The sequence below is a fragment of the Acinetobacter sp. YH01010 genome, from assembly GCF_013420775.1.
Classification (GTDB): Bacteria; Pseudomonadota; Gammaproteobacteria; order Pseudomonadales; family Moraxellaceae; genus Acinetobacter; species Acinetobacter amyesii.
Genome location: NZ_VOYF01000016.1, coordinates 1 through 14102 on the forward strand (window position 1 = coordinate 1; position 14102 = coordinate 14102).

The following is a 14102-nucleotide window of genomic DNA, read 5'->3' on the forward strand; positions in this document are numbered from 1 at the left end:
GAGGATCAGAAAGCTTGTTTGAATCGATGTATTTCATCCGCAGATTATGCACGAATGCTAAGAAATCCGGAGTGCAAATATTAACCAAAAAGAAGATCGTTTTTTGATTTATGAAAGAGATCTAATTGAAAGATATGTATAAAAATCAAGTTGATAATTATGATTCGTGGTTGGATGGGCTGTATAGTAAAAAATTAATTCTTGGCTCAAAAGGAAAAAATGATTTTGTTATGGAGCATGCAATAAAACTTTGTGAAAAGAAAAATGTTCAATCATTTTTGAAATCTAGATTTCATGCCATATATATTGATGAAGCTCAGGATAATAATATTCAGCAATATCAACTGGTTGAAATTTTTATCCAGCTTGGTATTAAGATTTTAATGGTGGGTGATGAAAATCAAACTTTGTATGAATTTAGGGGGGCTTCTACTAGTGCTTTTAATAAATATATTAATGATGAAAGATTTGTTAATTATGAATTAAAACGAAACTTTCGATGTCATCATATTATTAATGATATTGCTAATTCTTATAGTTTTCCTGAAACTCATGTACATCAGGATGGTATGGGTTATTTTGTTATAAGAATAGAACAATTAAACGCAGTTGTTGAAAAAATAAAAAACGAGTCAATAGTTTTTTTAAAAAAAACTAATTTTGATTTAATTGATTATGATGGTAAATTTTCTATCCTAAAGGAAATCTCTTTTTCACCTGATTTAGATGATATGGCTAAGAGGATTGTAATTTGCTTTTTGAAAATTAAATTCAAAGAAAATTATTATTTTTACAGTTTATTGGATGAATTACATATTGATGTTGATAAGTTTAATAAAAAAGAAGTTGATTTAATTAGATGTAAGGTTGAAAAGTATATTTTTGAAAATGATGATAATTTGGATGAAGTTTTCAGTTTGATCGGATTTTATGAGTTAAAGGATAAAATATATGAAACATATCGCTCATTAGAACAGTTAGTTGAAACAAAAAATTTTTTTCAAAATACTAATAAGCATGTAACTATGACCATTCACTCCTCGAAGGGATTGGAATTTGATAATGTTATTCTCAGAGTAGATGATTTATATCATAACGATAATTTTCAAAAGACTAATTACTATGTAAGCATGACTAGAGCAAAAAAAAGGGTATTTGTAATTTTTTAAAAACTAATTTAAGATATATCTTAATTAATCTTAAGGTGTATCTTTGCTATGTTAAATTCAGACCTTCTCGCACTAAGCGAAAGTCCTGTCAAAACCCGAAAACGCCTGTTTGAAGCAGGGCACATGAAACTATTGGTGCTGCATCTTATCTCCCAAGCGCCTAAATTCAGCTATGACATCATTAAAGATGTAGGAAATGTCGTTGGCGGCGGTTACAGCCCAAGTACAGGTACGATCTACCCAACGCTCAACTATTTAGAAGAACAGCAGTACATCCATGCAGAACTGAATGCCGAAGACCGTAAACAATACAGCGTTACACAGTCAGGCTTAGAGCACTTAGAGGCAGAAAAAGCCACAGTAGAAAAAATCCTGTGCCGTTTTGATACCCGCAAGCAAATCCATAACAATGAACAATACGTTGATATCAAACGTGCGATAGAAAACCTAAAAGCATTACTGCGCATCAAAATTCAGCATTGTGAGCTGACACCCGAGCAGGTCTATGCCATTGCAGAAAAAATCGATCAGGCGGCAGTCGAAATCAGCCGTATGGAGGTGACGCAATGAAACAGCATCAATATGAAATTACGCTCAAGCACATTGCCGATGCACAGGGCAATCCATCGACCTATACCGAAGCTTTAAAGTTTAATGCCTACAACCATGATGACCTGTTTAAGGTGCTGGAGCATTTGACCAAAGCGCAATTATTAGATGATGAAAAGACCAAAGCCTTTGCCGTGGGTCTGAAACTATTTGGTGAAACTTTGTTGGAAAATAAAGACCATCCTTTATTTAAAGATTTCATGCCGTATTTTGGTCAGTTTATGAAAACACTAAAACAAACCGTAAAAGCCCAGAACGCAGCCCAAGACGAATAATAGGTATTTACAGATGAATCAACTCCCAAAATTTCATCCCAAACACATGACTTGGCTGATGCCCTTAATCTTGTCCGGCATTATGAGCGGTTCAATTTCTTGCTTTAACATGCTGATGAATAAAGGCTTGGTTGAAGGTTTTCTTGGTATTTGGCTTCGCGCATGGAGCATGTCGTGGATGATGGCCTTTCCGCTCATTTTGATCGTGTTGCCATTGGTGCGTAATACGCTAATGAAGTTTGTACGCCTGCCGAATGAGCCTGCATCCAAATAAAAGGAAAATTTTCTTAGTCATCGTCTGAGTGTGACTGCATCGCATCTTGAATGATGGTTGTTAATTCAGTCAGTGATTTGACACCTGCAATACGTTGAATCACTTGCCCGCGATAAAACAGCAAGGTTGAAGGCAGTCCATAAACGTTATAGCGCAAAGTCAGTATCGGTGAGGAATCAATATTTACCTTGCCAAATTTGAGCCGTGCATGCTGCGTAGATATTTGCTTTGCACACTGCTCAAATACAGGGAAATTCTGCACACAGGGCGCGCACCAATCTGCATAGAAGCGAATCACGGCAAAACCATCGAACCATTCATAGTCGCTAGCGTTATCTTCATTGTATTCAACGATCTGAGACATGCTTGGCCTATTATTCATTTACGAAATACAGTACAGATTATACATAAGTCCATGTTTATTCATTCTGCGGCATTTCTATGTTCAAATAGTGCAGAGATAGATGAATAGTCAATAATTGAAAAGGAAAAACAATGTCACAGCAAAGCATGCAGCAGGTCATTATTACTGAGCCAGGCGGTGTAGATAAACTGGCCTATGAAAGCGTTGCCATCCCAGAAGCGAAAGCGGATGAAGTGTTGGTAAAAGTGCATGCCTTTGGCATCAATCGTCCAGACATTTTACAGCGCCAAGGCTTGTACCCAATGCCGAAAGGGGTAACACCAGTACCGGGTCTGGAAGTGGCAGGTGAAGTGGTTGCTGTCGGTGCTGATGTCACTTTGTTTAAAGTGGGTGATAAAGTCTGCGGTCTGACCAATGGTGGCGGTTATGCAGAATATTGCGTGGTGCCTGAAAGCCAAACCATTCGTATTCTTGAAGGTGTAAGCTTTACTCAAGCAGCGGCCATTCCTGAAACCTTCTTTACAGTTTGGGCAAATGTATTCCAAATGGGTAAAGCCAAAGTAGGTGAAACGGTACTTATTCATGGCGGTACTAGCGGTATTGGTACTACAGCGATTATGTTGTGTAATGCTTTAGGTATGAAAACCTTTGCGACGGTAGGTTCAGATGAAAAAGTCGCTGCGATTTCAAATATCACTCATGCGATTAACTACAAGACTCAAGACTTTGAGCAAGTGATTAATGAAGCGACCAATGAGCAAGGTGTAGATGTTATTTTAGATATCGTTGGCGCACCGTATTTGGCGCAGAACCTCAATCTATTACGTCGTGATGGTCGTTTGGTCTATATAGCCTTCTTAGGTGGTGCAAAAGCCAAAGAAGTAAAACTGGGTCAAATCATGATGAAGCGTTTGACCATTACAGGCTCAACCATGCGTGCGCGTAATACTGCAGAAAAAGCAGAGATTGCGAAAGGCATTCAGGAAAATGTTGTTCCGTTATGGTCTAAAGGTGAATGCCTGCCAATGATTTACAAAATATTTAAGTTTGACCAAATTCAAGAAGCACATGCAGCCATGGATACAGGCGAGCATGTGGGCAAGATTGTGGTTGAAGTGATCTAAAGGATTATTTTTAAAACGCGATATATTTGCAGGGTGTTTTAAAATAATTAAAGAGGGCAATGTCCCTCTTTTTTATTGTATTCCTATCTGATTTGACGCAGTAACATCAAAAGCACAATTTGATTCAAATAAAAGAATGATACGCGGTAAGGTCATCCGCAAGTGTATGAGACAGGGTTGTTTTTAATCAAAAATGTTTTTGCAATACTTTGAATAAGTAGACGCTAGTGAACGAGTTTTGCGGATGACAATGGTTTTGGGTACTTTTGCCGAAACAAAAGTACCTCCAGCCGAAGGCTAATCCCTTTATTCAATCCCTAGATGTAAGACTCTGTCGAGTAGATTTAAATATCGGTAAATAATGTGAAATTACTTTTACGTGCGTAACATCTGTTGCTAAATTTTAGACATAAAAAAACCAGCTTATCGCTGGGTTCTTTATTACACCATCTTCAGTAGTAGAAAAATGGTGCCCGAGGCCAGACTCGAACTGGCACGCTTTGTGGGCGGGGGATTTTAAATCCCCTGTGTCTACCGATTTCACCACTCGGGCTTAACAAGATTGGAGGCGGAGGTCGGAATCGAACCGGCGTACACGGAGTTGCAGTCCGCTGCATGACCACTCTGCCACCCCGCCATGTCTTGTTGATGCGTATATTAGCAAGCTCTGAAAAAAAAACAATAGCAGATTCATCTGTATGAGCATAAAAGCAGCATACAAGGTAAAAAATTTAAAATAATCATGTATTATGTGCAAAATTGATTCATATCATCACTTGGAGAAGTGCCGTGGCATTAGTTTTAGATGGTCGTGCATTGGCGAAGAAAATTGAAGCTGACTTGTTGACTCGCGTAGAAGCGCTAAAAGAGAAAACTGGTCGTACCCCAATTCTTGCGACTATTTTGGTAGGTGACGATGGTGCATCTGCAACTTATGTACGTATGAAAGGGAATGCTTGCCGCCGAGTTGGTATGGATTCATTAAAAGTTGAGCTTCCTAAAGAAACTACAACTGAGCAATTGCTTGCTGAAATTGAAAAATTGAATGCAAACCCTGATGTTCACGGTATTTTGTTACAACACCCAGTACCGGCTCAAATTGATGAGCGTGCTTGTTTCGATGCGATCTCGCTTGAAAAAGACGTAGATGGCGTAACTTGCTTAGGTTTTGGTCGTATGGCAATGGGTGAAGCAGCATATGGTTCAGCGACTCCTGCAGGCATCATGACCATTTTAAAAGAAAACAACATTGAAATCGCAGGGAAACATGCGGTTGTTGTGGGTCGTTCTGCAATTTTGGGTAAACCAATGTCTGCGATGTTACTTGAAGCAAATGCGACAGTGACTACTTGCCACTCACGTACTCAAAACTTGGCTGACTTTGTAAAGCAAGCGGATATTATTGTGGGTGCGGTTGGTAAAGCAGAATTGATTCAAAAAGATTGGATCAAACCAGGTGCAGTGGTTGTTGATGCTGGCTTTCATCCACGTGATGGCGGCGGTGTAGGTGATATCCAATTGGTGGGTATTGAAGAAATTGCTTCTGCGTATACACCTGTTCCGGGTGGTGTAGGCCCAATGACCATTACAACGTTGATTCGTCAAACTGTTGAAGCTGCTGAAAAAGCGTTGGGTTAATCTTTTAATAAAAAGATCTTAAAGTCACAACGGAGTCTTACCGTTGTGACTTATAAATGTAAGAAGCTCGTATGTTACTTTTGTTTCGGCAAAAGTAACCAAAACCATTTGTCATCTGCTGAACTCGACATAATCAGCCTTTTGATTAATGGTGTCGCAGAAACAGTGTTCATTCGATTAAGGTCTGTCTCGCACAGCAGCAGATGACGATGTCGCGTATCTGATACGTTTATAAATTCAAATAAAATCATCTCCAAGGCTTAATATGAGCTGTACTTTCCAATTTCCCAAAGCCCCTGAACATTTACTGAAAGCACTGCATGAAGTCATTCCGCATTGTGAATTGCATGCTCAACAGTTGCCTGAAACACCTATTTCTCTATGGTTGATTCCACCGGTATTTCCAACCGATAAATTGGATGATGAAGTCATTCGTCGTATATGGAATGATACGCCGTATTGGATTTTCTGCTGGGCTTCAGGGCTTGCTATGGCGCAGTGGCTATTGGCTGAGCCGCATCATGTCAAAGATAAAGTGGTATTGGACTTTGGTGCAGGTTCAGGCGTGGTGGCGATTGCAGCAAAAATGGCAGGGGCGAAACGCGTGATCTGCTGTGACATCGACCAAGTGAGCCTAGATGCATGCCGTGCCAATGCAGAGTTGAATAATGTTGAACTCGAATATTTGGACGATCTGTATAAAGCCGAACAAGTCGATATTTTATTGGCTGCAGATGTGCTATATGACCAATGCAACCGTTTCTTTTTGGATGAGTTTTTAAAGTTTGCTCCAGAAGTGTGGGTGGCAGACAGTCGTGTGAAAAACTTTAGTCATCCTAAATATGAAAAACTCGATGAACGTAGCGCAACAACATGGCCTGATTTGGATGAATCACCTGAGTTTCGAAATGTGAGTTTTTATAAAACCCTATAAATATTGAACCCATAAAAAAAGACGCTCAAAGCGTCTTTTTTTTGTCTTTTGAACAGCAAATTTGATTAAGAACAAGTATAACGAACCACACGTAAGGTGGCAGGGCGAGCATCGAGTGCATCGCGTGCGCCTAAGTTTTCAGAGTTACGAAGGTCTGGGGTATTTGACAGACCGAAGTTCGCACGTGTATTACCAATTTGACGGCCGTACTGGGTATTTTCCAAAGCAGGATTTGCAATTTCGTTCACGCTTAAGATTTGTAATTTATAGGTCTTTTGCGTATTTAATACTTTTTGGCAAGCACGTTGTAATTTATTGGCATCCAGTTGTTGGTTTTGGCGACCCGCTAAAGTATAGGCAAGTGTTGCGCTATCTTCAGATTTGGACTCTATTTGAAAGCCCGTTTGACCATTAAAAGCACGTGGAGTGCTTTGGCAAGCAGCCATCGACATTGCAACAATACCCAAACTTAAAACTTTGTAAATATTTTTCATCATTCATTCGCCGTGTGTATTTGTATGCTCAGTATGCCATAGTCCGTCTGTCGACTCGATGGCGAAAACCAAGAAAGCCAAAGAAGTTTGATTAAATTATGATGTGGACGAGTCGATGAATGGATGGAAATGGAGATAAAAAAAGCTCATCAAAATAGGCTTTGATGAGCTTAAGTGGAATAGCAGGGCTGAGCGAATTAATCGTCAGTGATCATGCTATGTTTTTTGGTATCTTTCATGAAGACATAGGTAATTAAAGATAAACCAATCATGAATGTAATGTAGTAGAAGAAGTAGTTTTCATGGCCTGCATTTTTGAAGCTCAAAGCCACAAGTTCTGCGGTACCACCAAAGAGTGTATTTGCAATGGCATAAGGCAATGCAACACCTAGAGCACGAATGTGCGCAGGGAACAACTCTGCTTTTACTACGGCATTAATCGCAGTATAACCAGTGACAATCACCATACCACTCATGCAAAGCATAAATGCTGTGGTTGGGCTAGTCGTAGAACCGATACCGTTGAAAATTGGAATGGTGAAGAGTACACCAAGCACACCAAAGGCGATCATAATTGGCTTACGACCAATTTTGTCTGAAAGCGCACCGACAGCAGGTTGTAAAAGCATAAAGATGAAAATCGCAGCAGTGGTAATTTCGGTAGCTGTGGTTTTCTCAAAGCCAGACGTGTTGACCAAATATTTTTGCAAATAAGTGGTAAAGGTGTTGAACGCTAAAGTACCACCGGCAGTTAACATGATCACAGTGAAGGCTTGTTTAGGGTATTTGGTAAATAACGCTAAAGCACCTGATTTTGGACCACCATTTTTAGCTTGTTCTTGAGCTTCTTTAGAGGATTGAGTTTCAACTAAACCGCGACGAATCCAGAACACCACAATAGCGAGTAATGCACCGATGAAGAACGGAACACGCCAGCCCCATTCAGTTAAAGCTTGTTCTGAGAAATTGCGTTGTAAGATAATTAAAACGCAAAGTGCCAATAGCTGACCTGAAATCAGTGTGACATATTGGAAACTTGAGAAGAAGCCACGATGGTTTTTACCTGCCATTTCAGTCAAATAGGTGGCACTAGAACCATATTCACCACCAACACTTAAGCCTTGGAGTAAACGCGCTAAAAGTAGAATAGCGGGTGCGAGCATGCCTACAGAATCATAGGTTGGTGCACATGCGATCATCAGTGAGCCGACACACATCAACGATACAGACAGCGTCAAACCTGCTTTACGACCTTTACGGTCCGCATAAATACCCATGACCCATGCGCCGATTGGACGCATTAAGAAACCGAGTGCAAAGACTGCAGCTGCTTGTAAGAGTTTTACAGTATTGTCACCGTCAGGGAAAAATTGCGGTGCAAAGTAAAGGGTAAAGGCAGCGTAGACATACCAGTCGTACCATTCAACGAGGTTGCCGGCAGATCCGCCGAGGATAGATTTGACACGAGTTTTTCTATCCAATTGTTCAGGAACAACTGGCTCAGATGAGTTTGACACATCATTCTCCAAGGAATGAATGCAAAACATATCCATTTAAACTCTTTGGGAAAAGTTTAAATCAATATATTTTGTCGAAATGGGAGATGGAACTATATTTATTTAATTTATACTCCTGTTGTCGCAGAAAATCATGCGACTTTAGTCTATAAAATGCGATATTTTTGACCAGATACATTTTTCACGACTAAATGAAAAAAAACAAAGCCTCATAGACTGAGGCTTTGATGGGGAAAACATGCTGTTTTTGATCAGATTGATCAATAACTCATCTTCAAATAACCCTGATCAATGCTCCTGAATTTTGGAATGGTGTTTGGTGTCTTTCATAAAGACGTAGACCAATAATGAAATAAAAATCATGATGGTCACATAGATAAAGAACCATGACTCGTGACCAGCTTCTTTAAAACTCAGCGCGAAGAATTCTGCCGTACCACCAAAGATGGTATTTGCAAGAGCATAAGGCAGTGCAACACCCAATGCGCGAATATGCGCAGGGAACATTTCTGCTTTTACAACCGCATTGATCGAGGTGTATCCCGTGACAATCACTAGACCTGCGAGACAGAGCCAAAATGCAGTCCAATAATCTTGAGTTTGTCCTAATGCACTAAATAGAACATAGGTGAACAGCACCCCTAAGATCCCAAAAGCGATCATTAAAGGCTTACGACCAATTTTATCGGATAGACCACCTGCTAGTGGTTGTAAGCACATAAAAATAAACAGTGCTAAAGTGGTGATTTGCGTGGCCTCAGGTTTACTAAAGCCAGAGGTATTGACCAGATATTTTTGCAAATAGGTGGTGTAGGTATAAAAAGCCAATGTACCCCCAGCTGTTAAAAATAACACCGTGAATGCTTCTTTCGGATAATGCTTAAATAGAGAAAATAAGCCTGATTCAGGCTGGTCCTTTTGCTCTTGTGCATTTTTGAAGGACTGGGTTTCTAGTAGGCCACGTCGAATACGGAAAACCACTACCGCTAAACACGCACCGATAAAGAACGGAATACGCCAGCCCCAATCATGCAATTGTTCTTCTGTCAGCAACCATTGCAAAATAAGTAGTACGCACAGTGCAGTCAACTGACCTGCAATCAGTGTCACATATTGAAAGCTTGAAAAAAACCACGACGGTCACGGTCAGCCATTTCACTGAGGTAGGTCGCACTAGCGCCATATTCACCGCCGACACTTAAACCTTGAATTAGTCGTGCAACCACAAGAATAATCGGCGCCAAAATACCAATTTGGTCATGCGTTGGAGAAATGGCAATCATCAATGAGCCGATACACATGAGTGTGACGGAGAGGGTTAAACCTGACTTTCGACCTTTTTTGTCTGAATAGATCCCCATAATCCATGCACCAATGGGTCGCATGAGGAAACCGACTGCAAAGATGGCCGCAGCTTGGAGAAGCTGTGCAGTCTGGCTACCTTGAGGGAAAAAAGCATGGGCGAAATAGAGGGTGAATGCTGCATAGACATACCAATCGTACCATTCAACAAGATTACCGGCTGAACCACCGAGAATGGATTTCACTCGGGTCTTTGTATCTAAATTTGATTGAGTAACAATTTCTTCCGTCATTTTAAAATCCATCTTTTTTTATTATGTGAAAATATCTTATGCGTATCGAAAAGCATGAAATGTAAACTAAAAAAGAGGTTTTGTTTAAAAAGTGTACAAATCAACAACTTGTCATGAATTTTGCTTTGAATAATGGTTTGGGCCTTAAAATGATTGATTTCATACTTGAGCCAGCAGGCTTTTAAACGTACATTTAAAATATAACTTCTCATTTAATGAGGAATACAAAAACTCAGCGTAAGGATATCGTGACCAAAATAGGTATCTTGATCAAAAAATCATGATCAATGAGAAAAATAATAAAGCAAAGAAAACGAAGCATTGTTGAATAAAAAGATAGAGTGGGAGGGAGCGATGAATACAGAACAACAATCAATATATGACATGGTGGTCATTGGTGGTGGAATTAATGGTGTTGGTATTGCCTGTGATGCTGCGGGGCGGGGTTTAAGTGTTTTGCTCTGTGAAAAAGACGATCTCGCGAGCCATACTTCATCTGCAAGTAGCAAATTAATTCATGGTGGTCTGCGCTATTTAGAACATAAAGAATTTCGTTTGGTACGTGAAGCACTGGCAGAACGCGAAGTTCTGCTTAAAAAAGCCCCTCATATTATTCGACCGATGCGTTTTATCATGCCACATGAACCGCACTTACGTCCGGCTTGGCTGATTCGGACTGGATTATTCTTTTATGATTATTTGGGTAAGCGAGAACAGCTTTCAGGCTCAAATGGTATTGAATTTGATGTGGAAGCTAGTCCTTTAGCATCCAAATTTACCCGAGGGTTCGAATATTCCGATTGTGCAGTAGATGACGCACGCTTAGTTGTACTCAATGCAATACAAGCACGAGAACATGGTGCACAGATTCTGACTCGAACAGAATGTTTAAATGCATATAGTAAAGGTGGAATTTGGCAGGTATGTCTAAAAAATGCCAAGGGATTGCAAAATGTGCAGGCTAAAGTATTGGTGAATGCGGCAGGTCCTTGGGTTGCTGACTTTATAAAACAGGGGTTAAAGCAAGAGTCACCTTATGGTATACGGCTGATACAGGGTAGCCATATTATTGTGCCAAAGCTCTTTGACGGTGATAAAGCTTTTATTATGCAAAATGATGATCATCGCATTGTCTTTGCGATTCCTTATTTAGAACAATATACCCTGATCGGCACGACAGATCGTGAATATCAAGCAGACCCAAATCGAGTAAAGATAAGCCAAGAAGAAATCGATTACTTGCTTGATGTGTCAAATGATCACTTTAAAACTCAATTGACGCAAACGGACATTATTTCAACTTATTCAGGTGTGCGTCCGCTGTGTGATGATGAGTCAGATAATCCAGCCGCAGTCACGCGAGATTACACCTTGGCACTGACCGATGTAGAAGGGGCTGCATTACTTTCAATCTTTGGTGGCAAACTTACCACTTACCGAAAACTAGCAGAAGCGGCATTAGATCAGCTTAAAACGGTTTTTCATCATCGATCCAAACCTTGGACTGCTGATGCAACATTGCCTGGTGCGGAAAATTTAGAATCAGTAGAGCAGTTGATGGTTGAAATCCAACAAAAAGTGCGAGGGGTTTCGATCAGTCTAGCCAGTCGTTGGGCGCATGCTTATGGAACCCGTGTCTGGATTTTGCTGAATCATTTAACTTCGATTGATGAATTGGGTCAAAACTTTGGACATGGATTGTATGCTCAAGAAGTGGATTATTTGGTCGAGCAGGAGTGGGCGAGAAGTTCTGAAGATATTTTGCAAAGACGGACAAAGTTATATTTGCAATTCAGCGCAGCTGAAGTTGATGTTTTGGATGAATATTTAATGGCAATTCGCATAAAACAAAAAGCTCAAGATGTGGCTTAGTGGATATAAAAAAGACCGCACAAGGCGGTCTTTTAAATCTTTCTTAATCCCTCTTTTAAAGGAGGGAAATTAAAGGTCGATTAAGCAGATTTTTTTACAGCTTCTAAAAGTTCGTCTTGACGTACTTTAAGTGCTTTTGGTAAGCGATCACCAAGTTTGTTGAACAATTCAGTGTGGCTTTCAAGTTCTTTGATCCATTGATCTTTATCTTGAGAAGTTACAAGCTCGAATTGCTCTTTAGTGAAGTCTGAACCAGTCCAGTTCAATTGTTCGTATGTTGGAACAAGGCCGATAGGTGTTTCAACAGCGTCTGCACGACCTTCACAACGGTCAATGATCCACTCAAGAACACGCATGTTTTGACCGAAACCAGGCCATACAAAGTTACCTTCAGCATCACGACGGAACCAGTTCACGTTGTAGATACCAGGAAGTTTATTGCCAGCAGCTTTAGCTTTAGCAGCAACTTCTTCACCAAGTTCTAACCAGTGAGAGAAGTAGTCAGCCATGTTGTAACCCGCAAATGGAAGCATTGCGAATGGGTCACGACGAACGATACCTTGTTGACCAACAGCAGCAGCAGTTGTTTCAGAGCCCATAGTTGCAGCTTTGTAAACACCGTCAACCCAGTCAAATGCTTCTGAAATTAGAGGCACTGTGTCTGCACGACGACCACCGAAGATGAACGCAGAAATTGGAACACCTGCTGGATTTTCCCAGTCAGCATCAATAGAAGGACATTGACCAGCTGAAACGGTGAAACGAGCATTTGGATGAGCTGCTTTTTCTTCGCCGGTGTGTGGTTGACCTTTCCAGTTAGTCAAGTTAGCAGGCGCTTCTTTGGTAAGGCCTTCCCACCATACTTCACCTTCGTCAGTTACAGCAACGTTAGTATAGATTACGTCTTTATGAAGAGTCGCCATACAGTTCGGGTTAGTCTTGGTATTTGTACCAGGTGCTACACCGAAGAAACCAGCTTCAGGGTTGATTGCATATAAACGACCATCTTCACCTGGTTTGATCCAAGCAATATCGTCACCTACAGTTTCAATTTTCCAACCTTCGTAACCCGCTGGTGGAATCAACATCGCGAAGTTTGTTTTACCACAAGCAGAAGGGAATGCAGCTGCGATGTAGTGTTTTTCGCCTTGTGGGTTAGTCACGCCAAGGATGAGCATGTGTTCAGCTAACCAACCTTGTTGACGACCCATAGAAGATGCAATACGTAAAGCTAGGCATTTTTTACCCAACAATGCGTTACCGCCGTAACCAGAACCGTAAGACCAGATTTCACGAGTTTCTGGGTAATGAACGATGTATTTTTCAGGGTTGCAAGGCCAAGCAACGTCTTTTTGACCTTCTTCAAGCGGAGCACCAACAGTGTGTACGCAAGGAATGAAGTCACCGTCAGTACCAAGTACGTCATAAACAGCTTTACCCATACGAGCCATTTTAGACATGCTTACAGCAACGTAAGGAGAATCAGTAAGTTCGATACCGATGTGAGCAATATGAGAACCTAAAGGACCCATAGAGAAAGGAACTACGTACAAAGTACGGCCTTTCATTGAACCGTCAAATAAACCATTCAGACGAGCACGCATTTCAGCTGGAGCTTCCCAGTTGTTTGTTGCGCCTGCATCTTCTTGTTTTTCAGAACAGATGTAAGTACGACCTTCAACACGAGCAACGTCAGAAGGATCAGAATTAGCAAGGTAAGAACCAGGATGTTTTTCTTGGTTAAGTTCTTGCATAGTGCCGTTAGCGATCATCAAGTCGATATAACGTTGATATTCTTCTGCGCTACCGTCACACCATTCGATTTTTGCTGGTTTGGTTAATTTGGCAATTTCTTCCACCCAAGCAATTAGCTTAGGGTGACGAACGAATTCTGGTGCGTTCACTTGGGTCATGGTGAGGCCTATCTCAAAAATGTACTAACCGTACAAAGTATAATCTGCATCATGGGATACATCATGCAGATAAAAGATGAAAAAAAAGTGGCTGTATTAAAGCATAAAATCATAAAAAAAATAAGACTAAAGAAGTGGTAGATTTTTTTTGGTAGTTAATGCTATTTATATTAAATATAGATAAAATACAATAACTTAACATATAATGTTATAAATTTTAACTTTATTTATTAACGTGATGGACAATATTTTATATAGTTATTTTTAATAAAAACAAAAAGTTGCATGTAATTGATATTTGAGAATTATTATTGATTAAATAAA

12 protein-coding genes, 2 tRNA genes and 1 pseudogene are annotated in these 14102 nt (G+C 40.3%); 8 read left to right on the forward strand and 7 right to left on the reverse strand.

Annotation, left to right across the window (positions count from 1 at the left end; genetic code table 11):
- Positions 1-134 precede the first annotated feature (134 nt).
- The 4 genes from FTT77_RS13540 to FTT77_RS13555 are packed head-to-tail and all read left to right on the forward strand — an operon-like array spanning position 135 to position 2327.
- Positions 135-1169 carry a UvrD-helicase domain-containing protein gene (locus FTT77_RS13540; RefSeq protein ID WP_180109437.1) on the forward strand — a complete coding sequence of 345 codons (1035 nt, stop codon included), beginning with the start codon at positions 135-137 and terminating at the stop codon, positions 1167-1169.
- A 48-nt stretch (positions 1170-1217) separates the two neighbouring features.
- Positions 1218-1739, forward strand: a complete 522-nt coding sequence (locus FTT77_RS13545; protein WP_180109424.1) for a PadR family transcriptional regulator — start codon at positions 1218-1220, stop codon at positions 1737-1739.
- On the forward strand, positions 1736-2053 hold the full coding sequence (locus tag FTT77_RS13550) for a DUF3861 domain-containing protein (protein WP_180109425.1): 318 nt from the start codon (positions 1736-1738) through the stop codon (positions 2051-2053). The genes FTT77_RS13545 and FTT77_RS13550 overlap by 4 nt, the downstream gene beginning before the upstream one ends.
- 13 nt (positions 2054-2066) lie before the next feature.
- Complete coding sequence (locus FTT77_RS13555; protein ID WP_180026651.1) at positions 2067-2327, forward strand: DUF2798 domain-containing protein; 261 nt, start codon at positions 2067-2069, stop codon at positions 2325-2327.
- A gap of 13 nt (positions 2328-2340) precedes the next feature.
- Here the strand turns inward: FTT77_RS13555 and FTT77_RS13560 are convergent, their stop codons facing one another.
- Positions 2341-2691, reverse strand: a complete 351-nt coding sequence (locus tag FTT77_RS13560; protein ID WP_180109426.1) for a co-chaperone YbbN — start codon at positions 2689-2691, stop codon at positions 2341-2343.
- A gap of 131 nt (positions 2692-2822) precedes the next feature.
- Between FTT77_RS13560 and FTT77_RS13565 the strand changes: the two genes are divergently transcribed.
- On the forward strand, positions 2823-3815 hold the full coding sequence (locus FTT77_RS13565; protein WP_180109427.1) for an NAD(P)H-quinone oxidoreductase: 993 nt from the start codon (positions 2823-2825) through the stop codon (positions 3813-3815).
- Between the two features lie 467 nt (positions 3816-4282).
- Here the strand turns inward: FTT77_RS13565 and FTT77_RS13570 are convergent.
- Positions 4283-4368: transfer RNA gene (locus tag FTT77_RS13570), tRNA-Leu, on the reverse strand.
- Positions 4369-4378: 10 nt separating this feature from the next.
- Positions 4379-4452 (reverse strand) — tRNA-Cys (locus tag FTT77_RS13575).
- A 152-nt stretch (positions 4453-4604) separates the two neighbouring features.
- On the opposite strand from FTT77_RS13575, the gene folD reads away from it, so the two are divergent.
- Positions 4605-5453 (forward strand): bifunctional methylenetetrahydrofolate dehydrogenase/methenyltetrahydrofolate cyclohydrolase FolD, encoded by an 849-nt coding sequence (gene folD / locus FTT77_RS13580; RefSeq protein ID WP_078189885.1) that lies wholly within the window; start codon positions 4605-4607, stop codon positions 5451-5453.
- 265 nt (positions 5454-5718) lie between these two features.
- Positions 5719-6387 (forward strand): methyltransferase, encoded by a 669-nt coding sequence (locus FTT77_RS13585; RefSeq protein ID WP_078189884.1) that lies wholly within the window; start codon positions 5719-5721, stop codon positions 6385-6387.
- Positions 6388-6452: 65 nt separating this feature from the next.
- On the opposite strand, the gene FTT77_RS13590 is transcribed toward FTT77_RS13585, so the two are convergent.
- From FTT77_RS13590 to FTT77_RS13600, 3 genes and pseudogenes are all read right to left on the reverse strand, one after another.
- Positions 6453-6881 carry a hypothetical protein gene (locus tag FTT77_RS13590; RefSeq protein WP_180109438.1) on the reverse strand — a complete coding sequence of 143 codons (429 nt, stop codon included), beginning with the start codon at positions 6879-6881 and terminating at the stop codon, positions 6453-6455.
- A 197-nt stretch (positions 6882-7078) separates the two neighbouring features.
- A complete protein-coding gene (locus FTT77_RS13595; protein WP_078190125.1) occupies positions 7079-8398 on the reverse strand; it encodes an MFS transporter in 1320 nt (439 codons plus the stop codon).
- 288 nt (positions 8399-8686) lie between these two features.
- Positions 8687-10005: pseudogene (locus FTT77_RS13600) on the reverse strand (MFS transporter).
- A 342-nt stretch (positions 10006-10347) separates the two neighbouring features.
- On the opposite strand from FTT77_RS13600, the gene glpD reads away from it, so the two are divergent.
- Complete coding sequence (gene glpD / locus FTT77_RS13605; RefSeq protein ID WP_180109428.1) at positions 10348-11865, forward strand: glycerol-3-phosphate dehydrogenase; 1518 nt, start codon at positions 10348-10350, stop codon at positions 11863-11865.
- A gap of 80 nt (positions 11866-11945) precedes the next feature.
- On the opposite strand, the gene FTT77_RS13610 is transcribed toward glpD, so the two are convergent.
- Entirely contained in the window at positions 11946-13778 is a 1833-nt protein-coding gene (locus FTT77_RS13610; RefSeq protein ID WP_180007483.1) for a phosphoenolpyruvate carboxykinase (GTP), read from the reverse strand.
- Between the last annotated feature and the right edge of the window lie 324 nt (positions 13779-14102).

Coding starts and splice junctions, on each gene's coding strand:
- FTT77_RS13540 (WP_180109437.1), top strand. CDS start 135: ATGTATAAAAATCAAGTTGATAATTATGATTCGTGGTTGGATGGGCTG.
- FTT77_RS13555 (WP_180026651.1), top strand. CDS start 2,067: ATGAATCAACTCCCAAAATTTCATCCCAAACACATGACTTGGCTGATG.
- FTT77_RS13565 (WP_180109427.1), top strand. CDS start 2,823: ATGTCACAGCAAAGCATGCAGCAGGTCATTATTACTGAGCCAGGCGGT.
- FTT77_RS13590 (WP_180109438.1), bottom strand. CDS start 6,881: ATGAAAAATATTTACAAAGTTTTAAGTTTGGGTATTGTTGCAATGTCG.
- FTT77_RS13545 (WP_180109424.1), top strand. CDS start 1,218: ATGTTAAATTCAGACCTTCTCGCACTAAGCGAAAGTCCTGTCAAAACC.
- glpD (WP_180109428.1), top strand. CDS start 10,348: ATGAATACAGAACAACAATCAATATATGACATGGTGGTCATTGGTGGT.
- FTT77_RS13610 (WP_180007483.1), bottom strand. CDS start 13,778: ATGACCCAAGTGAACGCACCAGAATTCGTTCGTCACCCTAAGCTAATT.
- FTT77_RS13585 (WP_078189884.1), top strand. CDS start 5,719: ATGAGCTGTACTTTCCAATTTCCCAAAGCCCCTGAACATTTACTGAAA.
- FTT77_RS13560 (WP_180109426.1), bottom strand. CDS start 2,691: ATGTCTCAGATCGTTGAATACAATGAAGATAACGCTAGCGACTATGAA.
- FTT77_RS13550 (WP_180109425.1), top strand. CDS start 1,736: ATGAAACAGCATCAATATGAAATTACGCTCAAGCACATTGCCGATGCA.